This window comes from Rathayibacter sp. CAU 1779 (assembly GCF_054551755.1).
The window spans coordinates 2,365,702-2,388,434 of record NZ_JBTOLK010000001.1 but is presented as its reverse complement, the minus strand read 5'-3'; the positions used below and the strand labels follow the sequence as shown (position 1 = coordinate 2,388,434).

Below are 22,733 nucleotides of genomic sequence, written 5' to 3'. Positions count from 1 at the left end.
CCCCGATGACGCGGGCGAACGGCCCGCAGAATCCCGCTCACGTGCCCGCTGGCGTGCCCACGAGCATCCGGCACTTCATCGACGGGGAGTTCGTCGACTCGGTCGACGGCAACACGTTCGACGTGCTCGACCCGGTGACCAACGAGACGTATGTGACGGCGGCCGCCGGCACGAAGGCCGACGTGGACCGAGCTGTCGCGTCCGCTCGGCGCGCCTTCGTCGACGGCCCCTGGCCCAGGATGCTGCCTCGCGAGCGATCCCGCGTGCTGCACCGCATCGCCGACATCGTTGAGTCACGGGATGCGCGGCTGGCCGAACTCGAGTCGTTCGACTCAGGCCTCCCCATCACGCAGGCGCTCGGACAGGCCAGACGCGCCGCCGAGAACTTCCGGTTCTTCGCGGACCTGATCGTCGCGCAGTCGGACGACGCGTTCAAGGTGCCAGGCAGACAGCTGAACTACGTGAACCGCACACCGATCGGCGTGGCCGGCCTCATCACGCCGTGGAACACGCCGTTCATGCTCGAGTCCTGGAAGCTCGGGCCCGCCATCGCCACCGGCAACACCGTCGTGCTCAAGCCGGCCGAGTTCACGCCGCTGTCGGCATCCCTCTGGGCGGGCATCTTCGAGGAGGCCGGGCTGCCGAACGGGGTCTTCAACCTGGTCAACGGGCTGGGCGAGGATGCCGGCGATGCGCTGGTGAAGCATCCGGATGTCCCGCTCATCTCGTTCACGGGCGAGAGCAGCACCGGAGCGCTCATCTTCGGCAACGCGGCACCGTACCTCAAGGGCCTGTCGATGGAGCTCGGCGGCAAGTCCCCCGCCGTGGTCTTCGCGGATGCCGATCTGGATGCCGCGATCGACGCGACGATCTTCGGCGTGTTCTCCCTCAACGGCGAGCGCTGCACGGCGGGCAGCAGGATCCTCGTCGAGCGACGCGTGTACGACGAGTTCGTGGAGCGCTACGCGGCCCAGGCGAAGCGCGTCCGGGTCGGATACCCGCACGATCCGGCCACCGAGGTCGGTGCGCTGGTGCATCCGGAGCACTTCGCGAAGGTGATGGGCTACATCGAGCTCGGCAAGACGGAGGGGCGTCTCGTCGCGGGCGGCGGACGCCCTGTCGGCTTCGAGACGGGCAACTTCGTCGCCCCGACCGTGTTCGCCGATGTGAAACCGGATGCGCGCATCTTCCAGGAGGAGATCTTCGGGCCGGTCGTGGCGATCACCCCGTTCGACACCGACGAGGAGGCGCTCGCCCTGGCGAACGGCGTGAAGTACGGACTCGCGGCCTACGTGTGGACGAACGACCTGACCCGCGCGCACATCTTCGCCCAGGCGATCGAGGCGGGCATGGTGTGGCTCAACTCGAACAACGTGCGCGACCTGCGCACGCCGTTCGGCGGGGTCAAGGCATCCGGCCTGGGCCACGAAGGCGGATACCGCTCGATCGACTTCTACACGCACCAGCAGGCCGTGCACATCACGCTCGGGCCTACCCCCAATCCGACCTTCGGAAAGAGCTGAACACGTCACCGCTGGCTGAGAACCCGCAACAAGCAAGGACGCTGACATGACCGACCGGCACGACATGACGCTCACCTCGTCGGGCTTCTACGTCTCGCAGGAGGCGCCGATCCGGTGCGACGATCCGGTGCCGACGCCGTCCGCACCACCGCCCGACATCCTGCGCTGCGCCTACCTCGAGCTGGTGGTCACGGACCTGCAGCGCTCCCGCGACTTCTACGTCGACATCCTGGGGCTGACGGTGACCGAGGAGGACGAGAACGCCGTCTACCTCCGCCCGCTCGAGGAGTTCATCCACCACAACCTCGTGCTGCGGCAGGGCCCCGTCGCCGCTGCCTCCGTCTTCGCGTACCGGGTGCGCACCCCCGACGACCTCGACCGCGCCGTCGCGTTCTACACCGAGCTCGGATGCCGCGTCGAACGTCGCGCAGACGGCTTCACCAAGGGCATCGGGGACTCCGTGCGGGTGATCGATCCGCTCGGATTCCCGTGCGAGTTCTTCCACGACGTGCAGCACGTCGAGCGACTCGCGTGGCGGTACGACCTCTACACGCCTGGCGCGCTCGTGCGGCTCGACCACTTCAACCAGATGACCCCTGACGTGCCGCGAGCGACCAAGCACCTGCAGGATCTCGGATTCCGGGTCACCGAAGACATCCAGGACGAGGACGGCGTCGTCTACGCATCCTGGATGCGCCGCAAGCCCACCGTGCACGACACCGCCATGACCGGCGGCGACGGACCACGGATGCACCACATGGCGTTCTCCACTCACGAGAAGCACAACATCCTCGCCATCTGCGACAAGCTCGGGGCGCTCCGCAGGTCGGACTGCATCGAACGCGGACCCGGCAGGCACGGCGTCTCGAACGCCTTCTACCTGTACCTGCGCGACCCGGACGGGCACCGGGTCGAGATCTACACGCAGGACTACTACACGGGCGACCCCGACAACCCGGTCGTCACGTGGGACGTGCACGACAACCAGCGGCGCGACTGGTGGGGGAACCCTGTCGTGCCGTCCTGGTACACGGATGCCTCGCTCGTCCTCGACCTGGACGGCAATCCCCAGCCGGTCCTCGCCCGCACCGAGGCCAGCGAACTCAGCGTCACGGTCGGCGCCGACGGATTCTCGTACACCAGGGAATCCGAGCAGGCCGAGTACAAGCTCGGACACCAGCTATGAGCGGGCGGATGCCGAGCGGACGGATGCTGCCGGATGACGTGATCGCCGCGATCGCGGACGAGCTCGCCGAGGCCGACCGCACCAATGGAGTGGTGCCGCGGATCACGGCGCGGCACCCGGATGCCACGATCGAGGACGCCTACGCCATCCAGGGTGTGTGGCGGGACAGGCAGCTGGCCGCAGGACGTCGGCTCATCGGCCGCAAGATCGGGCTCACGTCCAAGGCCATGCAGGCCGCGACGGGCATCACCGAGCCGGACTACGGAGTCATGTTCGACGGCACGGTGTGGCAGAGCGGATCAGCGATCCCGTTCGACGGGTACTCCACCGTGCGCATCGAGGTGGAGCTGGCGTTCGTTCTGAGGGATCCACTCGAGGGTCCGCACTGCACCCTGTTCGACGTGCTCCGCGCAACCGAGTACGTGACGCCCGCGCTCGAGATCCTCGACTCGCACCTCGAGCTCGAGGGACGCACCATCGTGGACACCATCAGCGACAACGCGTCGTACGGCGGCATGGTGCTGGGCGGCATCCCGATGCGTCCCGACCAAGTGGACCTTCGCTGGGTCTCCGCCATGCTGTATCGCAACGAGACCATCGAGGAGACCGGCGTCGCCGCGGGAGTGCTCGGGCACCCTGGCAACGGCGTGGCGTGGCTCGCCGACAAACTGCACCAGCACGGCGCGCGCCTCGAGGCGGGCGAGATCATCCTGGCCGGGTCGTTCACGCGTCCGGTGTGGATCTCGCGCGGTGACAGCGTGCTCTGCGACTACCGGGAGATGGGAACCATCGCATGCCGCTTCGTCTGAACCGCACGTTCCGTGATGCGCTGGGTGAGGCATCCCGTCCGCTCGCCGGCATGTGGGTGTGCACCTCATCGCCCCTGGTCGCGGAGATCTGCGCCGGAAGCGGCCTGGACTGGCTGCTGATCGACATGGAGCACTCCCCGAACGGCCTCGAGTCGACGCTCGCCCAGCTGCAGGCGGTCGCCGCGTACCCGATCACGCCGGTGGTGCGGGTGCCGATCGGCGATGTCGTCACGATCAAGCAGGTGCTCGACCTCGGCGCGCAGAATCTGCTCGTTCCGATGATCTCGTCGGCAGAAGAAGCCGAGGCCGTCGTGCAGGCGGTGCGCTACCCCCCACGCGGGCGCCGCGGTGTCGGCTCCGCTCTTGCCCGATCGGCCAGGTGGAACCGCGTCGACGGCTACCTGCAGCACGCCGAAGAGCACGTCTCCCTCTTCGTGCAGGTCGAGACGGCGGATGCCGTCGGCGCGGCCGCAGAGATCGCCGCGGTCGACGGCATCGACGGTGTGTTCGTCGGTCCGAGCGACCTGGCGGCGTCGATGGGTTTCATCGGACAGCAGGACCATCCGGATGTCGTTGCCGCCGTCCTGCGCGCCTTCGACGGTGTGCGCACGTCCGGCAAGCCCGTCGGCGTGAACGCCTTCGATCCGGATGCCGCACGATCGTATGCGGATGCCGGCGCCTCCTTCCTCCTCGTCGGCGCGGATGTCGGCCTGCTCGCGCGTGGCTCCGAGGGGTTCGCGGCGCAGTGGGTGCCGGATCCGGGCCCCGCCGATCGGGATCCCGCGGACCGCCCGTCATACTGACCAGGATGACTCCGTCGATCTGTTCGAGCCGCGATGAGTGAGACGCAGGCCGAACCCGAGGCCGAGGATGCGCTCGATCAGCTGCGTGCGCTGGCCCATGACATCCGCCCGCTGCCCCTGCCCGCCGCCTACCGCGAGTTCCCGGCGACCCGCCCGGCGTCGGTGCTGATCCTGTTCAGCCCGCGCAGTGGGTCGGCCGACATGTGGCGCCCGACGGATCTGAACCTCCTCCTCCAGCTGCGCTCCAGCACGCTGCGGGAGCACGCCGGACAGGTGTCGTTCCCCGGAGGCAGACGAGAGCCTGCCGACTCCGGACCGGAGGAGACGGCGCTCCGCGAAGCGGCCGAGGAGACCGGGGTCGACCCCAGCGCGGTCGAGGTGTTGTCGACGCTGCCGGCGCTGCCGCTCCCCGTCAGCGACCACCTCGTCACCCCCGTGATCGGCTGGTGGCCGGCTCCCTCGACGCTCACACCCATCGACCGCGCTGAGACCACGAAGTTGTGGCAGGTGCCCGTCGCTCATCTGCTGGATCCCGCGACCCGCTTCACCGCGGTCGTCGAGCGCAGCGTCACACGGTTCGCCACCCCGGCGTTCGACGTCGACGGGACCGTCGTGTGGGGATTCACCGCGATGGTCCTCGACCGGCTGTTCGACGCCGTCGGGTGGGCGCTGCCGTGGGACGACTCCCGCACCCGGACCATCCCCGGCTGATCCTGCGCGTCCTCGCGCATGACCGGGGCGACTACCGTTGGGCGTATGACGCCGTCGGCACCAGAAACAGACACCGAGCCAGAACCTACATTCGCCGAGCTCGGCCTCAGCGACCCGGTGCTGAAGGCGGTGAAGGATGTCGGCTACGAGACGCCGTCGGCGATCCAGGCCGCGACGATCCCGCCGCTGATGGCCGGACGCGACGTGATTGGCCTGGCCCAGACCGGCACCGGCAAGACCGCCGCGTTCGCGCTGCCGATCCTGTCCCGCCTCGACACGAGCCAGAAGACACCCCAGGCACTCGTGCTCTCCCCCACCCGCGAACTGGCGCTCCAGGTCAGCGAGGCGTTCGAGGCGTACGCGACGCACCTGCACGGTATCCGCATGCTGCCGATCTATGGCGGCCAGGGATACGGCACCCAGCTCTCCGCGCTTCGACGCGGCGTGCACGTGGTCGTCGGCACGCCCGGCCGCATCATGGATCACCTCGAGAAGGGCACCCTCGACCTCAGCGAGCTGAAGTTCCTCGTGCTCGACGAGGCGGACGAGATGCTCAAGATGGGATTCGCCGAAGACGTGGAGACCATCCTCGCCGGCACGCCCGACGACAAGCAGGTCGCCCTGTTCTCGGCGACCATGCCTGCCCAGATCAAGCGGATCTCCGCGAAGTATCTCCGGGATCCGGAAGAGATCACGATCAAGCGCAAGACGACCACGTCGGCGAACACGACGCAGCGCTACCTGGTCGTCTCGTACCCGCAGAAGGTCGACGCCCTCACTCGCATCCTCGAGGTGGAGAACTTCGAGGGCATGATCGTGTTCGTGCGCACCAAGAGCGAGACGGAGACGCTCGCCGAGAAGCTGCGCGCCCGCGGCTACTCGGCGGCCGCGATCAGCGGCGATGTGGCGCAGGCGCAACGCGAGCGCACCGTCAACCAGCTCAAGACCGGCAAGCTCGACATCCTCGTCGCGACGGATGTCGCCGCGCGCGGCCTCGACGTCGACCGCATCAGCCACGTGGTCAACTTCGACATCCCGATCGACACCGAGTCGTATGTGCACCGCGTCGGTCGAACAGGACGCGCGGGACGCACCGGCGACGCGATCAGCTTCGTCACCCCTCGCGAACGACGGATGCTCACCGCGATCGAGAAGGCCACCCGCCAGCCGCTGACCCAGATGCAGCTCCCGAGCGTGGAGGACGTCAACGCGACGCGGCTGAGCCGTTTCGACGATGCGATCACCGCCGCCCTCGAGCAGGAGTCCCGCATCGCCGACTTCCGCGACATCATCGGCCACTACGTCGAGCACCACGACGTTCCCGAAGGGGATGTCGCCGCCGCCCTCGCCGTCGTCGCCCAGGGCGACACCCCACTGCTGCTTTCGGAAGAGGATGCGCGCCGCGAGCAGCGCGAACTGCGTGCCCAGCGCGAACAGGAACGCGAGGCCAGGGGCGACCGGGACTCGCGAGGCGATCGTTCCGGTCGAGACGGCCGGGGTCGGCGGGAGGGCCGGGATCGCTGGGACGACCGAGACGGCCGAAACGATCGACCGGAGCGGCGCGCCCGCCCTGCCTCCGGGCCGATGGCCACCTATCGCATCGCCGTCGGCAGGCGGCAGAAGGTGCAGCCGCGCCAGATCGTCGGCGCACTCGCCAACGAGGGCGGTCTCAGCCGCGAGGACTTCGGGCACATCGACATCCGTCCCGACTTCTCGCTTGTGGAACTGCCTGCTGGGCTGTCGGATGATGTGTTCTCGCGTCTGGCGGGCACACGCATCAGCGGGAAGCTGATCGAGCTGCGTCCGGATCGCGGCGGGAGCGCGCGGCGCGGGTAGGGACAGAGGGAGGGCAAGTGATGGGGAGCAACATTCCCGAACCTGTCAAGGCGTCGCTTGATGCCGAGATCGCTGCCGATACCGATGATGCAGCCGGGCAGACCTATCGCGATGGTCTGCCCGAGTCCGCCGAATGGGTCAAGCCGGCTCGCGAAGGCCGTCGGTCGCTGCCCGGAGGTTCGACGCTCGCCGCAGATCGGCGTGCGCCTGCGGAGTGATCTCAATCATCGCCTGGACGAGCGCGCAGCCCGCGAGGGTGTACTCGAGTCGGACGCGCCAACGTAGGAGCCACGGTGATCCGTCCTGCCGCGGATTTCCGGGGCTATCTCTGTGCCGGGGTACCTGGACTCGAACCAAGAACAGCTGAAGGCTCCGGGCCGGATTCCCCTGCAATGCAAAATCGCCGAAAATCCGCGTAATTCCGCGGATTTCATGGTCCAAGTGCACCGGGCGATACCGGCCAATCTGGTGACTTTCGCGGGGATTCTGGTGACCAAAGCGGTTACCCGTTGCTCTGCCTCTTATGGCGGCGCACGTACCACTAACACGAGCCTCGCATCACTCCACCGCACGATGGTGTCTGAACTGATCACAGACGCATGCAAGCGTGCGGTCGCGGGATGGCGCCTGTCCGTTTGGCTGTCAGTGCCTGCCTCTACAGTCGAGCCATGAAGCAGTTCGTGGGTGCAGGGCTATTTGCATCGGCGTTCGCGCCTTTGCTCGCTCTGATCGCGATCTTGAAGCTGCCGACGCTGGGGTGGGTCAGCTGGGCGATCCTTGCTGGTTGTCTGCTGTCGTTGGTACTCCTATGGCTTGTGCTTCGCAGCGTCGCTCGGGTTCAGCCGCGCCCCGTGGAGTCGTTGGAGGTGCGACGCGCAGACGAGAGTGTTCTCGGGTTCAGCTCGAGTTACATCGTCCCGGTCGTGGTAGCTCTGTTCAGCGATGACATCGCATCCTTGGTGGCGACGATTGCGCTCGTTCTGCTTCTCGTGGTCATCTATATCCGAGCTGGGCTGTACCACCTGAATCCAACTCTTGCCGCCGTCGGCTTCCGGCTCTATCAAGTGACCGCGGCAGGGGGCACGGTAACGATGGTGCTTTCACGGTCCCGCCACCTTCCCCAGCGGGGAGTCGTCGAGTGCCGATACCTTGGTGACGATGTCGCCATCCAGTTGAAGGGACGACCGTGACCGAGGAACCGGCGCGCCGCGCGCTCGCAACCGCGCTAGCCGCGGATCCGATCGGCTTGGATAATTTCGTCATCCGCGGAGACGCGCTGGCCAACTCGCAGTTAACCCGTTTCGACCTCGTGAATGGGATGGCCTCGGACGTCGTCGATGACGTCCGTCGGTTCGCGGACGCCATGACGGATAAGCAGTTCCTCGACTACGACCCGTCATATCAGACCAGCACTTCCCAGGTTCTCGTCGAGAAGCTCAGCGACGTTCCGGAGCTATCAGCCGTGGACGCGGCGATTCGTCGTGGAGATGCGCCCAACGACGCCGGTGGCCGGGCGGTCGTCGCAATGGCGCACGCGGTGGGCATAGGCGCGAACCGAATCGTTGCCTACCGCCTCAAGGGTCCCGGGATCGCGACGAGACGGTCTCGCGGCATCACGCTGATCCCCCGGGATGGCGTCTACCGGCCGATCGAGGGCGACGTGCTCTTCTACGAGCCCCGGTTCGATGTGCTCTCGTGTGGATCGTTCGCGTTCTTCACGACGGTCACCCTCATCCAGACGAAGCTTCAAGCGCCGGACAAGGCACGTGAGCTCGCCCGTGACACGCTGGCAAAGGTGACGGCCAAGCTCCGCATCGACGGGTTCGCAGAACTGGAGAAGGCGGTGATGGATGACCCAAGCATGCGCGCGAAGATGGCGTACGTTGCTCGCCTCCTGCAGTCCGACCCGGACTACGCGAAGAACCTGACGACGAAGAAGCTCATCGCTTTCGTTGAGACCTACCCGGACTACGACATTCCGATCACCACCGTCGACGGCAAGAAGGCGCTGCGGTTCGAGGCCTCACCCCAGCACAGGCACCAGATCCCCCGCCTTCTCGCCGACGATTACCTGCACAGCTACCTCACCGACCGCAATTATGAGGCGGGTTCGAAGCAGCGCGTCCGTACCTAGGGTGCCAACCGACGATGGCAGTCATGATCCGTGCACGGACGCTACAGGCGTTGCGCACCGCAACGCAGTTCGACATCCCGCCGGAGGCGCTGGCTGAGGTTCTGAACGCGACTCGCGACCTGCTCCCCGGCCGAACCGAGTCGCGGAAATCGAAGAACATATTCGGGCGCTGCTACTCGAAGGAGTCGCGATTCCTGTGCATGCTCGATCCTCGACGCTTCCAGTGCTCGGCAACATCGCCGAAGCGTTCGTCGAATCGATGCTCGTCGACTTTGGATGGCAGCCGCTGTTTGACGACGACAGCGGGTACTCCGCTGGACATGGTGTCGACCTGCTCATGCTCGACCCGTCTCTGTCAGCGGTCGTCGCGATAGAGGTTAAATCGGCAGTTCAGCGAGGACGCTGGCCACGGCTGAACCCATCCGCCCGAGCGCAGATGACCCCCGCTTGGCTTAGTCGTCCGAGCAACGAGGGAATGCGCGACTGGGCTTTGGAGGCCGACGATGTCTACTCGATGATCATGCAGGCGCACCTGGCCCGCAATTGTCGGGGTTGCTTCCCTGGTTGGACGTGCGGTGCTGGCCTTCACCTCTCGCAGGCACGTCCGGATCCGTCAGCGGAACTCGCCGCTGAGCGCGCCTAGGATCCCCGTTCGTGTCGTGACGCCGGCTGAGAGTTGTTCGGTTGTTCCGTCTGGCATCCGGAGACGCGTCGTGCACCCGGCCGGTATCTGGGCGGAGATGGTGAAGTTGTCGCCGTCCGTCCCCCATCTCACTGCGATGGTTCCCTGCGGGGTGTCCAAAGTGCCCTCGGCCCAGGTCAGTGTCGGATGGGGCACCGGTGCGATGGTGAACGACTCCCAGGCTGCGGAGTTCTCGTCCTGCCGGAGACCGAGCACGTGGGTGTGAAGGAAGCGGATGACGCTGCCCTTGCTGTAGTGGTTGAGCGAGTCGTGCGCTGTCCCGTTCTCGTCGATGCCTTCCCAATCCTCCCAGACGGTTGTCGCACCGTTGTCGAGCATGTAGAGCCACGAGGGTGGAGTGCGCTGGAGGAGAAGGTCGTAGGCAAGATCGGCATGTCCGGTCTCGGCGAGCACAGGCAGCAACATGCCGGTGGAGAGGAATCCTGTGGTCAGGTGATTGTCGGTGGCACGGATGAGTTCGGCCAGGCGGCCGGCCGCGGCTTCCCTGAGATGGTCGGGGATCAGGTCGAAAGCGAGGGCGCGCACGTAGGAGGCTTGAGTGTCGTCTGCCGTGCGCCCGTAGGCGTCGAGGTACTCTGTCTGCCACGCTTCGCGAGCCCGTTCCGCGACCTCAGAGTAACGCTGTTCGGCCTGTGGGTCTCCGAGAATCCGGGCGATGCGGGAAAGGGTCGAGGCTGATCGGTGGAGGTAGGCGGTGCCGACCTCACCCTTGTCTGCCATGAACCAAGCCATCGGGTTGTGTTGGATCGGGTCGATGCGTGTCCCGTCCGCTGCTTTCTGCTGGGGTTCGGCCCACTCGCCCCAGTGGAACGAACCGTCCCAGAGGTATTCCTCGTGCGGTTGCGGCTCCTCGGAACGCTGCATCCGGGATGCGTGCCGTGTCGTGCGCGCGTTTTCCAGTACCCACTCCATCCAGCGCGTCATCGCGTCCCAGTTCTCGATGAGAACTGCCGTGTCGCCGTAGGCGCGGTACATCTCCCATGGCACGGCGATGATGGCGTCGCCCCATCCTGAGGAGCCGGTCATCATCGCGAGCCGGTCGTCGAGGTGGTGTTTGATGCGGCGCCCGTCGGGCGCGAAGTTCGGAATGCGACCGTCGTCGAGTTGGTCGTCGCGGACCGACTGCAACCATTTGCGGGTGAAGCCGAGCACGTCGTAGAGGCGCGTGGCTGTGGGGGCGAAGACTTGGTAGTCGCCGGTCCAGGCCAACCGTTCCCGGGTGGGGCAGTCGGTGGGCACGTCGACGGCGTTGCCGCGGAAGCTCCAGTCGGCGATTTCGTGCAAGCGGGTGAGGTCGGAGTTGCTGCAGGCGAAGGTGCCGGTTCGTTGCAGGTCCGTGTGTACGATGCGCATCCGGATGCTTGCCGGGTCGAAGGGTGCCTCTGCCCGTTGGATGCGGGCGTAACGGAATCCGTGCACCGTGTGCCGTGGTTCGAAGTCGTTGGGTTGGGGGCCGGCGATCACTTCGTCGTGTTGCACGAACCGGATGGGCTGGGAATCCGGCGCGATGGAGTCGAGGTGGTGGGTGTCCAGGTCGCCATCGGGACTGAGATGTTCGCCGTAGTCGATGATGGTTCGGGTTCCCTCGGGGCCGAGGTCGCTGAGCAGGACCCAGCCCGAGGCGTTCTGTGCGAAGTCGACGACCCAGACGCCGTCGGCAATCTGCTGGGCGGCGGCCGGAGCCCGGGTCTCGATCACGCGCACGGGGGGCGCGGGCGACCATGAGATGGCGGGTGCGTCCGCCTGGCCCACCCGCACCGGAACCGGTGAATGGGGTTGCGAGGTGAGGTCGGTCGTCTGGCCGTTCATCAGGCTGGCCCGGATGATCGGGGATGGTGTGGATGTCCAAGTCTGGTCGGTGCGCACGATCTGGGTCGTGCCGTCGGTGTAGTCGATGTGCAGTTCGGCCCGGATGCCGGGGGTGGATCCCCATTCGGCTGGTATCCGGAACGCTCCGACTTCGCCCCGGTACCACCCGTCGCTCAGGGTCACTTCGAGACGGTTCGTGCCCTCGTGCAGTGCGGATGTGACATCCGACGCCTGCGCGTACAGGGTGTGGTCGTACGACGTGTTACCTGGTGAGAGTTGCGCGGTGCCCGAGCGGCTGTCGTTGACGAAGGCCTCGTAGACGCCGAGTGCCGTGGCATACAGTCGGGCGCGGCTCACGGGAGCGTCGACTTTGAAGCTTGTGGCGAAGGTGTGTCCCGGACGGTTTCCGGGGCCCGAGTCGGAGTCGTCGGCAACGGAGATCCAGTCGGCCTGCCAGTCCGCGTTGAGGAGCCCGACTTCGAAGGTCGCCCACTCCGACCAGTCGGTGATCCGGACGTCGTCGGTGACGCGTACGCGCCACCTCACCCGATCCCTGCTGTGCAGGCTCGGCCAGGGCCACGGCACGAAGAGGTGATCGGCGCCTGGCAGCCGGGTATCGACCAGGCGCCCGGAGATGTCTGCCTGAAGTTGCGTCGTGGCCGATGCGCCGATGTCGTCCGGGAGCAGCCACGAGAGGCGGGGATTCTGCGTCGTGGTGGGGACGTCGTCGCCTCCGCTGTCTACGCGGAGGGCGTGCGGAACGGTGTGGGTGGGCTGGGCCCTGTTCGGGATGTCCATGTCGGCTAGATCGTTTCGCCGGCGTCGGCCAGGAGCGTGCTCCCGGTCATGATGAGAGACAGGTCGCTGGCGGCGAACAGCACGACGCGGGCGATGTCATCCGGGGTACCCATGCGGCCGATGAGGCTCGTGTTCATCACCTCGAGCGGTGGTAGCTCTATGCCGGAGGTCGCGGCCTGTTCGGCGGCTTCCCGGGCGGCCGCGATATTGCCTTCTGTGGGCACGAAGCTGGGTGCGACGCCCAGGACGCGGATCCCCAAGGGCGCCAGGTCGACAGCGAGCGACTTGGTGAGGCCGCGTGCGGCGTGCTTCGAGCTGACGTAGGCAGTCATCCCCGGAAACGCCACCTGGAACCCCGCCGTGGAGATGACGTTCACGATGACGCCACCTCGACCTTCGGCAGTCATCCGCTTGGCAGCTTCCCGGGAGCCCAGGAACACGCCTCGAGCGTTCACAGCGAACACGCGATCCCACATCTCATCAGGCATATCAAGTACCGGTGCGTTCGGGAACAGCCCGGCGTTGTTCACCCAGATGTCGATGCCGCCGAGTTCTGAGACGGCCAGATCAGCGGCGGCGATCACGGATGCCGTGTCTGAGACGTCCGCCCGCGTGCCGATCGCGGTCACCCCGTATCGCTCCCCAATTTCGGCTGCCGCGGTGCGTGCGGGGTCCTCGTTGATGTCGACGATGAGCAGATCGGCCCCGGCTTCCGCGAGCCGGTCGGCGATCGCTTTGCCCAGACCCTGCGCGCCGCCGGTCACGACGGCGCGACGTCCGGAGAGGGACACCAGGTCGGACAGCGGCGCATTCGAGACGTCCGCAAAGGGATATGGCATGAAACGGTCCTTACATACAATCGGGTTGTTCAGTGCGGGCGTTCTCGGTGTTGATGCCGTGTGGCCCGGCGCGGCGCTGGGATTATCGGGGTGGGAGCGTGCCCGGCCCGGGGCGCCGTCCTCGGTTATTGACGGCTCACGGAAGCAGTTCGTCCAGCCGCGCGATACGGTCGCCGTATCGTGCGAATCCGGTGGTCTGTGCGCGTCCGTCCTCTGCGGTTCCGAAGAGGAGTCGGGTTCCGTCGTGGACGCCGGACCACGTCGCACGGAATCGCATCTCTCCGCTCATCTCCCCGGTGAGCTCGATGTCGGCCTCGTAGACGGTGCCGGCGGTCATGGATCCGCTCGATCGTTCCCAGCCGTTGTAGACGCTGCGGCCGTCGTCGCTGTAGTCGACGTAGCGGCTGGACGCCGAGGAGGTGCCGCGTCCGTCGCTGCTGCGCTCGAAGTCCAGGTAGCCGGAGGCGGCGCCGGCGATGCGACCGGACGGGATGAAGGTGGCCCTGTGCTGAAGAATGTCTTCAGCGGCGTCTCCGGTGATGCCGTATGGCGGCAGTGTCGGGGTGGTTGCGGCAGCGACCGGCGCGGCGGCGGTATATTCCGCGAGCTCGGCGACACGGATGCGGTGCACCCGATCGGTGTCTGCGCCTGGGCTGCGGTGCATCTCGATCCAGGCGACCTTCGTACCGCCCGGATGCCAGGACATGGGTGAGACGTACACCCATGCCGAGTCGTTGCTGTTCAACGGCACCCCTCGGTAGCCCGGCTCGGTCTGGGACCGATGGATGTCGATCAGCACCGGTCCGATGTTGCCCGGTCGGAAGCGGCGCACCCCATCGACCGCATAGAGATACAGCACCCAGGACAGGTTCATCGTGACCAGGGTCGCGTGCGGTCGCGGCAGAAGTCCGATGAAGGCGAGGTCGGTCTGTTCCGAGGCCCGGGTGGTCATCACGATGCCGAGTCGCTCGTCCGGCGACAGGATGGTCGTCTCGTCGTAGCCGGGAGTGCGGGTGATGGGTTCCACCTGATCGGACAGCAAGTCCTGGATGACCGAGTCGGTCAAAGCGCGGCCACCGTCTCCGACCGACGAGATCGCGGTCCCCCCTCGGACGAACTGCTTGACCTCCCCACCGCGCATGATCCTGGTGGTGAAGTACCCCGGGCGGTCCGGATCCGGAAGCAGTGCGTCGCTGCTGCTGATGATCGCCGGATCCTCGATCGTGTACCCGGATGGCCCCCGCTGCAGCCGCCCGAGCGCGACGTTGGCCGTCATGTCGGTGCGCAGGATGGTCCAGGCGATGTGCTGGTCGTCGGGCGACACGATGATCTCCGACCAGTGGTGCGACACCAGCGGGTTGGCGGTCAGGTTCCACGGGTACTCGACCATCAGCAGGGTCGCCTCCGCACAGTCGTCGAGAGAGGGGGTGCACTCCAGCACGTAATCACCGAGGAGCATGCGTCGGTTATCGGTGAACGGCATGTGGCGGATGCCGTTCGCTGTCGCCTTCTGCGGGATGGGACCGGAGAAGATCTCACGGAAGCTGGAGCCGTCGTCGGCGACGATCGCCGCGTGGAACCAGTCCTCGTTGGCAGGGTCGCCGTCGGTGCGGTAGAGGACGAAGACATTCCCGGAAGGTGTGAAGGTCGCGCTGACCGGATGGACGGTCTCGGGCAGCGGGATGCTGTGAATGTCGATGCGGCCGAATTCGCCGGAGACCGTCTGAGTCGTCGTCTCTTCGTGGCGCGGAGGGGCGGTTGTCTCGGTCATGATGTGGTGTTCTCCAGATTTCGAAGGTCGGGTCGGTTGGCAGCTGGTCGACGGATCGGCTGGCTGGATGCGCCGGACCAGTCCACGCTCTTCACCGTGATGAGGATGAAGCCGCTCGCGTTTATCGCACCGATTTGATGGGTATGACCAGCAGTCCTCCCAACAGCACGCAGACGGCTGCGGTGATGTAGACGGCGAGGTAGTTGCTGCCGGATCCGATCAGCACCAGGAGCCCGGCGGTGATCGGGGCGATCGCCTTGGTGATCTCGTTGGCGAGTTGGTTGATGGCCAGGAACCGGCCGGGGCTGACTCTGTCGGGCAGCACGTCAAGAGCAAGGGCCTGGTCGGATGCTCCGAAGATGCCGCTGCCGAGGGCGAAGACCAGCCCGCCGATGATGTACTGCGTCGTCGAGGTGCAGAACGCGATCAGCAAGAGACCGATTGCGAGAATGATGCCGGCCAGGATGACGAGGGGCTTGCGTCTACGGATCTTGTCGGCGACGAATCCGCTGCCCAGCGCACCGGCCATGGTGAGCAGGATCCCGGCTCCGCTGGTGAGCGCGGTGAGTCCGGCGACTTCTGCCGCGCTGAGGTGCAGTCGTTGTCCGAGGAAGTAGACGGTGTAGATGGACATCAGGTAGAGGCCCAGGAACGTTCCTGCCTTGCTGATCCAGACCCAGGCGAAGTCCGGGTGCTTGCGCGGGTTGAATACCATCGCGGCGAAGATCTTCGGGATGCTGGTCTTCTCGAAGACGACGTCCTTGGTCGAGGGGTCCTTCATCCGCACGAGGAAGGCGATGCTGCCCAACAGGGCGAGGAGACCAGGCACGACGAAGAGCAGTACGGGCATGTTCACCAACGCACCGGAGAGCAGAATGCCTGCGATCGGCCCGATCTGTGTGACGGCGCCGTTGATGCCGGACACTCGTCCGCGTTGCTGCTCCGGGAGTGCGTCGCCGAAGTGGGTGATCACCAGGGAGGACGCGGTGGTGAGGCCGAGGTAGCCGATCGTCCAACCGATGATGATCATCGGGATCCCTGGAGCGAATCCGATGATGGTCAGACCGATCAGCCCGAGGATCAGTCCGCCTATCATCCACGGGCGCCTGCGACCAAGACGCGATCGTGTGCGGTCGCTGAGGATGCCCATGATCGGGTTGACGATGATGATCGCCAGTGCCGGGATTGTCAGCACAAGCGACAGCACGGTGTTCTTGTCTGCCGGGGCGAGTTGTTGCACGCGCACGGCGAGCGAATAGGTGCTCGGAGCCAGCTGGGCTATGGACATCACGAACTGAGCGAGGAACAGCACCGCGATATACCCGGCGCCCCATCTCGCCACCGCCGGCGGCACGTACCCGCTTTGGCGCTTCGGGTCTTCAGCGTGGCTGATCTGTTCGGCGGCGACGGCAGCTGTTTCGCCGAGGTTGGCTGGGGTGTCTCTGAGGTCCGCCGCTGGAACGGCGGCCCGTGGGGTGTCGTGTGACATCGAAAACTCCGTTGTTTTGTGATGGAGGGGGTGATTGAGGGATAGGTGTCGTGGTGATGTGTTGCGGGAAGGAGGGGTCTCTGGTCAGGATTCGGACGCCGTGGCCTGTTCGCGGCCATCGGCGCAGTGCCGTGTCCAGCGGTCGCGCAGTGTGAACGCGGCGGCTTTCGGGCGACGGTCTCGGGTGAAGATGCCCTTTCTGTTGCCGTCGACGCGGTGGATGCCCGGTGCGGTCTCGAAGTCGGCGAAGTTCCAAACCTGCTCGCCGACGAACCCGTCAATGCGGTCGAAGACCTGCCCGTAAGTGCGCAGGTACGCCTGCTGGAACTCTTCGGTCCATGGGACTCCGTCCCAGATCGAGTGCAGTCCCGGCAGAGTGTCGGCGCCGTATTCGGTCATCATCACTGGACGTTGGAATCGTTGGATCCAGTCGCGTATGTCGCGCTCGAGCGCGACCTCGGCGGAGGCCAGGTCGCCTGTGGTGAGGTACCAGCCGTAGTACCGGTTCAGGCTGATCACGTCGAAGAGGTCGGCGATCCTGTCGTTGTCGGCCATCGCGAACATCACCGCCGAGTAGGTCAGCGGCCGCGTCGGGTCGAGCTTTCGCGCGAGCGAGACCAGGGGCTCGAAGTATTCACGGGCGCCGGCTTCGGGCGACGAGGGCTCGTTGGCCAGACACCACATGACGACGCTGGGGTGGTTCTTGTCGCGTGCGATCAGCTCCCGTATGGTGCGTGCGTGCTCCTCTCGGGTGTCGTCTCCGAATGTCTCTGGTGAGAAGGTCGGCTCAGGCGGTTGACCGGTGAGCCCGCCCTTGACGGCGAGGTTGAGGCCCACTGCGGGGGTCTCATCGATGACGATGATGCCGTGTCGGTCGGCGAAGTCCATCACCTCTTCTGCATAGGGGTAATGCGATGTGCGGAAGGAGTTCGCCCCGATCCATTCCATGAGCTGGAAGTCGTGCACGAGATAGGCGTCATCGTGGCCCTTGCCGCGCACGGGCGAGTCTTCGTGCTTGCCGAATCCGGTGAAGTAGAAGGGGCGACCGTTGATGAGGAAATCGGTGCCGCGTACTTCGACTGTGCGGATGCCGAAGCTCTGTCCGTACGTGTCGATGAGGGTATCCCCCTCAAGCACGTCGACGACGAGTTCGTAGAGGTACGCCGCGCCGGGTTGCCACAGGTGCGGGTCGTGGAAACGGAGCTCACCGACCGGGCCGTGGGCATCCGCCACGTCCTCGCCGTGAGCGTCACGAACGCGCACCCGTACGTCCGCGGGAGCGTTGGTGACGATCGCGTAGCTGACGACTCCTGTCGCTCCGTCGAGATCAGTCGTGACGGTGATGTCCTCGATGTGCAGGCGTGGTGTGCTGTAGAGCCAGACGGAGCGCGACAGTCCGGCGTAGTTGTAGAAGTCGTGAAGGTAGGTTTGTGTCTTTATCCCGTCCGCAGACACCGTGATCTCCCCTGGTGGCAGCGTGGTGCGCGTCAATTGGTTGTCCACGCCGATCGTCAGCCGGAATTCACCCCCTGCGGACACGTGATCCGTGATGTCGGCCTCGAACGGCAGATACCCGCCGACATGGTCGGCGACCAGCCGGTCATCGACGTACACGCGGCCGTGGTGGGTTGCAGCATCCACGCGCAGCACGATGCGCTCGCCTGCCCACCCGCGTGGCACTCGAACGGTGCGCTGGTACCAGACCCATCCGACGTGATTGCGGACGTTGCTGTCGACGAAGATGTCGTTGTAGCTGGCCGGTACGGGTGCCTCCAGTTCGGTCTGTAGCCGGCGTGTCCACGGCTGCGGAGTGTCGGGGCGGTCGAGCGCGAAGTGCCAGAGTCCGTCGAGGTTCATCAGATCGCGGACTGCGGTGGCCTGGGGTTTGAGCATCGGATGTCTTCTTCGGGTCGGAGGGAAACGGAACGGTTCACTCGGGTTTCACGGATGCCTGTGCCTGTCCGTGCTGTGCCACGCCGCCGAGCCAGCCCAGGCTCGGCTTGGGGGTCCGCACGAATGTCTCGCGATCGACCGCGATCAGGCCGAACGTCGGCTCCCAATGACCCCATTCGTAGTTGTCCAGCAAGCTCCAGTGCAGGTATCCGCGAACGTCAATCCCGTCCCGGATCGTCTCGGCAAGCGAATCGAGGGCGGCGGAGGTGTAGGCGATTCTGCGTTCGTCGTCGGTGGTGGCGATGCCGTTCTCGGTCACGAGGATCGGAACGCCGCCGGTGACCTCCGCCGTGTGCCGTACAGCGATTCCGAGCGCGTCCGGACGGTAGGCAGTACCGACGAGCGTGTTGTCCGGATGCGGAGGGTATGGTTCGATCCCGTTCTCGTTCACCCACTGAGCCGAGTACGACTGCACGCCCACGAAGTCGTCTCCGCGTGCACCCTGGAGATAGAGGTCTTCCCAGACATACTCCAGCTCCTTCTTCTTCGTCTCAGCACCGGGACGTGCCTCGAAGGCCCGATTCGCTACTGACCAGCCGACTTTCGCTCCGGTGCGCTCTCGCAGCAGATCTCGCACCGCATGATGTGCCTCAACGAGCCGTTCCCCGATTTTCGTGTCCGGAGCCGGCAACGGCGGACGTGGTCCATCGACAGTCGGGCTCTGCCACTCATCATCGTTCTTGTGTGCCTGCAGCTGCGCCGCCAGCCCGGTCATCATCGCCAGCATGTTCGGCTCGTTCATCGTCACGATCCACGGCACACCCTCGAGGATCGGCGCTGCCGCCTCCGCAAAGGCCCGGAACCGGTCGGTCGCGCCGGGCGCCAGCCAGCCCCCCCTCCTCCGCGAACCACAGCGGATTCGTGAAATGGTGCAGTGTCACGACCGGCGTGACCCCGAACTCCCGGCAGGTGTCGATTACTCGCTGATAGTGCGCCAACTCGGCGTGCGAGATCAGACCCGGCAGCGGCTCGATGCGCGCCCATTCGATTCCGAAGCGGTAGCTGTTCAGACCCGATTCGGCCAGTAGACGGATGTCCTCGCGGTAGCGGTGGTAACTGTCGCACGCATCCCCGCTGCGCTCCATGCCCGGGAGCCGCCCCTCGCTCGCCCAGAAGTCACTGTTCAGGTTGTTGCCCTCGACCTGGTGCGGTGCGGTAGATGCACCCCACAGGAACCCCTGCGGGAACTCGCTCATCGTTGAGGCCTTTCGCTATCGAATCGGGAACGGAGTCATCGCACGAACGATGACCGTAGCGACACTATACGCGAAAGTAGAATCGCAACACTATTTTCATCAAAGATCGTAGGATGACGTGATGACCTCGACCGCGCGCGGACCGTATGCGAAGACCGCCGCAGTGCGCGAGCGCATCCTCGAGGCCTGCATCGACGCCTTTGGCGAGAGCGGCTTTCACGGAACAACGATGAAAGACATCGCCCGACGTTCAGGCATCAGCTACACCGGCCTCCTCCACCACTTCCCGAGCAAGGAAGACCTGCTTCTCGCCGTGCTCGAGTTGCGAGCTCAGCGCGACCAGATCTTCCTCGAACAGGCAGGAGCGCTGAACGCACAAGAGAATCCGTTGGCCGTGTTCGACGGAATGCTGCGGATCATGATCAACAACGAGCTCCACCCAGGGCTCCTGGAACTGCACGCCGTTCTTTCCGGCGAGGCGACCTCGCCCGAACACCCGGCCCACGATCACTACATTGCGCACTATCGAAACCTGCGCGACTTCTACGCCACCGCTTTCGCTGCTCTCGCGCAGCGAAGCCTCCTGGCCTCAACCTTCGCAGCTGAAGAACTGGCCGTCATGACCGTCTCGCTCCTCAACGGCGTCCAAGCTCAATGGCTCTTCGACCGCGACCGGGTCGACATGGAGCGCACTCTGCGCCGCTTCCTCGGCTCGATCATCCCAGCGCTAGAAGACTCGGAGAGCGGCGTGTCATCGGGGCACCTGGCCCACGCCACTCCGACGCCCGACGAGGCTTCGATGATCGGGCCGACGTCGTCTTCATGACGACTCGCCAGACGCCGCGAGTACCGTGGATGTCGTCTTGTGAGAGTCGAATGTTCCGAGCACGCTCGCGATCAGCGCTTCCAGCTCCTCACCGATGTCGAAGGTCGGTTCCGCCAGCCACTGATTCTGCAGCCCTTCCCACGCTGCGTGGATGAGCCTGGAGGCGCGCTCGGCATCCACTCCGGCCTTCACAATGCCGTCGGTTTGCAGCTGACGAATGTTCTCAGCCATCAGCTGGTTGCTTCGGCGCCAGCGCTGCTTGAAGTACTCGTGCGCCGGATGCGACGGGTCGCTGGCCTCGCCGGACATCGCCGTGTGCAACCGCACGATGTTCGTCCGATTCACGCCCGCGATCGCACGCGCCGGAGCCTGGGCTACTGACTCGCCCTCAGGCAGCGCCGACAACTGTACGTCATCGAAGTACTGCAGTGCGCTCAGCAGCAGCTCGTCCTTGCTCGGAAAGTGATACAGCACGCCGGGTTCGCTCAAGCCCGTCAACCGGGCAACATCCGCGGTCAGGACCGCACGATGTCCCTTCTCTACCACCAGCTCCAGGGTTGCTTCCGCGATCGCCTGCCGACGTTCCTTGGTTTTCGCGTAACTCCCGCGAGCACCGGTGACCTTTCCCATAGCGCGCCACAGTAACAGCCCGGGCCCGAAAACTGTTACAACCACCAGTATTCGCGTCCGTGTCTACAGCCCTTCCCTCCGCCCCGGTCCGCTGCCTACGCATCGCGAGCGGCACACATGGCGTTATCCAATCGTGCCCAAAACTATCAGTCATTAGGAATTGACTCTGGGCGCGTGGCTGGGTACGGTCGCCAGGTGCGAACACTATGAGCGATTCAGAGTTCGCATGCGAGCGGAACCCACTCGCTCGCTCATTGCACATACCCGTGAGGGTCGTAGACGGCCCTCCACGTCTTTCAAGGATGAGGACAATGCAATCAACGAATCGGGGCAAGCCGCAGCGGCGGCGTCGAGCCGCCATGATCGCCGGCACCGTCGTCGCGGCGGCATCGCTGCTGTTGACCGGATGCTCCGCGAGCAGTCAGCCAGCAGCGAGCTCGACGGCGACAAGCGAGAAGAACGTGACGCTCACGTTCCTCAATCAGTCGCGTGGGCAGGAAGCGGCGCTGACCTACCTCGCCAAGGAGTACACGAAGAAGACCGGCGTGAAGATCAGCATCGACTCACCCGGCCCCGCGGACTACGTGCCCAAGCTGCAGGCTCTCGCCCAGTCCAAGCAGATGCCCGACATCTATTCGGCATTCGACCCCACGACGATGGCCCCGTTCTACAAGGCCGGGTGGGCGATGGACCTGACCTCCGAGCTGAAGAAGGACGGCTGGAGCAAGGACTTCTCACCCCAGGTGATCAAGCTGTCCACGTTTGAGAAGGGCAACAACCTGGGCGTCAAGCCAGGCATCTATACGGTGCACTGGGAGACCCAGGCGTACGGGTTGCTCGCGGATCCGAAGGACAGCGGGATCAGCGCGACGGATCTACCGAAGACCACCGACCAACTGATCGACCAGCTGGCGGCCAGTAACAAGGCAGGCAAGGGCGGGTTCTCCATCGCGGCCTCGGAGACACCCCGCTTCGTCCAGTACGTGGCCTCGAACTACCTCACTGACAAGCAGATTTCCGACACCTTCGCCGGCACATACAAGTGGACATCCTCGGGATGGAAGAAGGCGTTCCAGCTGCTCGCTGACCTCCGTGACGCTGGGGCGATCCAGAACAATGCTTTGCCGGGCGGGCAGAACGACAACCCGACCGAGGAGACGAACTTCTTCACCAAGCACAGCGTCGCCTCGATCTTCGACGCCTCGCCGGGCGTTGCGGTGGCACACGCCACGAGCCCGGATTACACGTCGTTCATCTCGATCCCTCTGCCCAAGGCTCCTGGAGCCAAGTACACGCCGCGGACTCCGGGCGTCACGGGAAAGGGCGCCGTCATCAACCCACGGGGCAAGCACGTACAGGCCGCCCTCGACTTCGTGAAGTGGCTCACTGCTGCGCCGCAGCAGAAGGTGTTCGCCGATCAGGCCTACATCATCCCGACGAACCCGCAACTTCTGGCCAGCGGAAAGCTCGCCGCGCCGTTGCAGGGCTTCGCGTCCTCGATCAAGAACATGCAGGTTCTGCCCAACAACCCGACAGCGCAGGTCACCGACGCGATCACCCGTGACTCGCAGCAACTGGTGCTGGGCAAGATGACCGTGGATCAGGTCGTCGCTGACGTGCAGACTGCGCAGGACAGCAGCCAGTGACCTCCTCGCTCGCTCCTCTGCCGGTGCGGCGCCCCGTTCGTGGGGTGCCGCACCGGGGGGGGGGGGGGAGG

General features: G+C 65.5%; 18 protein-coding genes. 10 read left to right on the top strand and 8 right to left on the bottom strand.

The window, feature by feature from the left end; translation table 11 throughout:
* Window positions 1–5 precede the first annotated feature (5 nt).
* From hpaE to ACX9R5_RS10885, 8 genes are all read left to right on the top strand, one after another.
* Window positions 6–1,523: a 5-carboxymethyl-2-hydroxymuconate semialdehyde dehydrogenase gene (gene hpaE / locus ACX9R5_RS10920; protein ID WP_459409079.1), complete on the top strand. Its 1,518-nt coding sequence runs from the start codon at window positions 6–8 to the stop codon at window positions 1,521–1,523.
* A gap of 46 nt (window positions 1,524–1,569) precedes the next feature.
* Window positions 1,570–2,709, top strand: coding sequence for a 3,4-dihydroxyphenylacetate 2,3-dioxygenase (gene hpaD / locus ACX9R5_RS10915; protein ID WP_459408992.1), 1,140 nt, complete (start codon window positions 1,570–1,572; stop codon window positions 2,707–2,709).
* 23 nt (window positions 2,710–2,732) lie between these two features.
* Entirely contained in the window at window positions 2,733–3,518 is a 786-nt protein-coding gene (locus ACX9R5_RS10910) for a fumarylacetoacetate hydrolase family protein (RefSeq protein WP_459409078.1), read from the top strand.
* The gene (locus ACX9R5_RS10905; protein ID WP_459408991.1) at window positions 3,503–4,321 is read left to right on the top strand and encodes an HpcH/HpaI aldolase family protein; all 819 of its coding nucleotides are present in this window, start codon (window positions 3,503–3,505) and stop codon (window positions 4,319–4,321) included. The genes ACX9R5_RS10910 and ACX9R5_RS10905 overlap by 16 nt, the downstream gene beginning before the upstream one ends.
* 33 nt (window positions 4,322–4,354) lie before the next feature.
* Window positions 4,355–5,032 (top strand): NUDIX hydrolase, encoded by a 678-nt coding sequence (locus tag ACX9R5_RS10900; protein WP_459408990.1) that lies wholly within the window; start codon window positions 4,355–4,357, stop codon window positions 5,030–5,032.
* 45 nt (window positions 5,033–5,077) lie between these two features.
* The gene (locus ACX9R5_RS10895; protein ID WP_459408989.1) at window positions 5,078–6,868 is read left to right on the top strand and encodes a DEAD/DEAH box helicase; all 1,791 of its coding nucleotides are present in this window, start codon (window positions 5,078–5,080) and stop codon (window positions 6,866–6,868) included.
* A 668-nt stretch (window positions 6,869–7,536) separates the two neighbouring features.
* Window positions 7,537–8,058, top strand: a complete 522-nt coding sequence (locus tag ACX9R5_RS10890; protein ID WP_459408988.1) for a hypothetical protein — start codon at window positions 7,537–7,539, stop codon at window positions 8,056–8,058.
* Window positions 8,055–9,002 (top strand): Kiwa anti-phage protein KwaB-like domain-containing protein, encoded by a 948-nt coding sequence (locus ACX9R5_RS10885; RefSeq protein ID WP_459408987.1) that lies wholly within the window; start codon window positions 8,055–8,057, stop codon window positions 9,000–9,002. The genes ACX9R5_RS10890 and ACX9R5_RS10885 overlap by 4 nt, the downstream gene beginning before the upstream one ends.
* Before the next feature lie 613 nt (window positions 9,003–9,615).
* Here the strand turns inward: ACX9R5_RS10885 and ACX9R5_RS10880 are convergent.
* The 7 genes from ACX9R5_RS10880 to ACX9R5_RS10850 form a co-directional block, all read right to left on the bottom strand.
* Window positions 9,616–12,312 carry a family 78 glycoside hydrolase catalytic domain gene (locus ACX9R5_RS10880; RefSeq protein WP_459408986.1) on the bottom strand — a complete coding sequence of 899 codons (2,697 nt, stop codon included), beginning with the start codon at window positions 12,310–12,312 and terminating at the stop codon, window positions 9,616–9,618.
* A 5-nt stretch (window positions 12,313–12,317) separates the two neighbouring features.
* Window positions 12,318–13,151 carry an SDR family NAD(P)-dependent oxidoreductase gene (locus tag ACX9R5_RS10875; protein ID WP_459408985.1) on the bottom strand — a complete coding sequence of 278 codons (834 nt, stop codon included), beginning with the start codon at window positions 13,149–13,151 and terminating at the stop codon, window positions 12,318–12,320.
* Between the two features lie 136 nt (window positions 13,152–13,287).
* Complete coding sequence (locus ACX9R5_RS10870; protein WP_459408984.1) at window positions 13,288–14,922, bottom strand: hypothetical protein; 1,635 nt, start codon at window positions 14,920–14,922, stop codon at window positions 13,288–13,290.
* 121 nt (window positions 14,923–15,043) lie between these two features.
* Window positions 15,044–16,411 carry an MFS transporter gene (locus tag ACX9R5_RS10865; RefSeq protein WP_459408983.1) on the bottom strand — a complete coding sequence of 456 codons (1,368 nt, stop codon included), beginning with the start codon at window positions 16,409–16,411 and terminating at the stop codon, window positions 15,044–15,046.
* Between the two features lie 84 nt (window positions 16,412–16,495).
* Window positions 16,496–18,304, bottom strand: coding sequence for a beta-glucuronidase (gene uidA, locus ACX9R5_RS10860; protein WP_459408982.1), 1,809 nt, complete (start codon window positions 18,302–18,304; stop codon window positions 16,496–16,498).
* 37 nt (window positions 18,305–18,341) lie between these two features.
* Window positions 18,342–19,106 carry a family 1 glycosylhydrolase gene (locus tag ACX9R5_RS10855; RefSeq protein WP_459408981.1) on the bottom strand — a complete coding sequence of 255 codons (765 nt, stop codon included), beginning with the start codon at window positions 19,104–19,106 and terminating at the stop codon, window positions 18,342–18,344.
* A complete protein-coding gene (locus tag ACX9R5_RS10850) occupies window positions 19,036–19,560 on the bottom strand; it encodes a family 1 glycosylhydrolase (RefSeq protein ID WP_459408980.1) in 525 nt (174 codons plus the stop codon). Before ACX9R5_RS10850 ends, ACX9R5_RS10855 begins: the two co-directional genes overlap by 71 nt.
* 163 nt (window positions 19,561–19,723) lie before the next feature.
* On the opposite strand from ACX9R5_RS10850, the gene ACX9R5_RS10845 reads away from it, so the two are divergent.
* Window positions 19,724–20,386, top strand: a complete 663-nt coding sequence (locus ACX9R5_RS10845) for a TetR/AcrR family transcriptional regulator (protein ID WP_459408979.1) — start codon at window positions 19,724–19,726, stop codon at window positions 20,384–20,386.
* Here ACX9R5_RS10845 and ACX9R5_RS10840 read toward each other — a convergent pair.
* On the bottom strand, window positions 20,381–21,016 hold the full coding sequence (locus tag ACX9R5_RS10840; protein ID WP_459408978.1) for a TetR/AcrR family transcriptional regulator: 636 nt from the start codon (window positions 21,014–21,016) through the stop codon (window positions 20,381–20,383). The genes ACX9R5_RS10845 and ACX9R5_RS10840 overlap by 6 nt on opposite strands.
* 311 nt (window positions 21,017–21,327) lie before the next feature.
* Here ACX9R5_RS10840 and ACX9R5_RS10835 point away from each other — a divergent pair, with 311 nt between their 5' ends.
* Entirely contained in the window at window positions 21,328–22,662 is a 1,335-nt protein-coding gene (locus tag ACX9R5_RS10835) for an ABC transporter substrate-binding protein (protein WP_459408977.1), read from the top strand.
* Window positions 22,663–22,733 lie beyond the last annotated feature (71 nt).

Bases quoted from the DNA above. Each gene is read 5' to 3' on its own strand.
- hpaE (WP_459409079.1), top strand. From the start codon at position 6: ATGACGCGGGCGAACGGCCCGCAGAATCCCGCTCACGTGCCCGCTGGC.
- hpaD (WP_459408992.1), top strand. From the start codon at position 1,570: ATGACCGACCGGCACGACATGACGCTCACCTCGTCGGGCTTCTACGTC.
- ACX9R5_RS10910 (WP_459409078.1), top strand. From the start codon at position 2,733: ATGCTGCCGGATGACGTGATCGCCGCGATCGCGGACGAGCTCGCCGAG.
- ACX9R5_RS10905 (WP_459408991.1), top strand. From the start codon at position 3,503: ATGCCGCTTCGTCTGAACCGCACGTTCCGTGATGCGCTGGGTGAGGCA.
- ACX9R5_RS10900 (WP_459408990.1), top strand. From the start codon at position 4,355: ATGAGTGAGACGCAGGCCGAACCCGAGGCCGAGGATGCGCTCGATCAG.
- ACX9R5_RS10895 (WP_459408989.1), top strand. From the start codon at position 5,078: ATGACGCCGTCGGCACCAGAAACAGACACCGAGCCAGAACCTACATTC.
- ACX9R5_RS10890 (WP_459408988.1), top strand. From the start codon at position 7,537: ATGAAGCAGTTCGTGGGTGCAGGGCTATTTGCATCGGCGTTCGCGCCT.
- ACX9R5_RS10880 (WP_459408986.1), bottom strand. From the start codon at position 12,312: ATGGACATCCCGAACAGGGCCCAGCCCACCCACACCGTTCCGCACGCC.
- ACX9R5_RS10875 (WP_459408985.1), bottom strand. From the start codon at position 13,151: ATGCCATATCCCTTTGCGGACGTCTCGAATGCGCCGCTGTCCGACCTG.
- ACX9R5_RS10870 (WP_459408984.1), bottom strand. From the start codon at position 14,922: ATGACCGAGACAACCGCCCCTCCGCGCCACGAAGAGACGACGACTCAG.
- ACX9R5_RS10865 (WP_459408983.1), bottom strand. From the start codon at position 16,411: ATGTCACACGACACCCCACGGGCCGCCGTTCCAGCGGCGGACCTCAGA.
- uidA (WP_459408982.1), bottom strand. From the start codon at position 18,304: ATGCTCAAACCCCAGGCCACCGCAGTCCGCGATCTGATGAACCTCGAC.
- ACX9R5_RS10855 (WP_459408981.1), bottom strand. From the start codon at position 19,106: ATGAACGAGCCGAACATGCTGGCGATGATGACCGGGCTGGCGGCGCAG.
- ACX9R5_RS10850 (WP_459408980.1), bottom strand. From the start codon at position 19,560: ATGAGCGAGTTCCCGCAGGGGTTCCTGTGGGGTGCATCTACCGCACCG.
- ACX9R5_RS10840 (WP_459408978.1), bottom strand. From the start codon at position 21,016: ATGGGAAAGGTCACCGGTGCTCGCGGGAGTTACGCGAAAACCAAGGAA.
- ACX9R5_RS10835 (WP_459408977.1), top strand. From the start codon at position 21,328: ATGCAATCAACGAATCGGGGCAAGCCGCAGCGGCGGCGTCGAGCCGCC.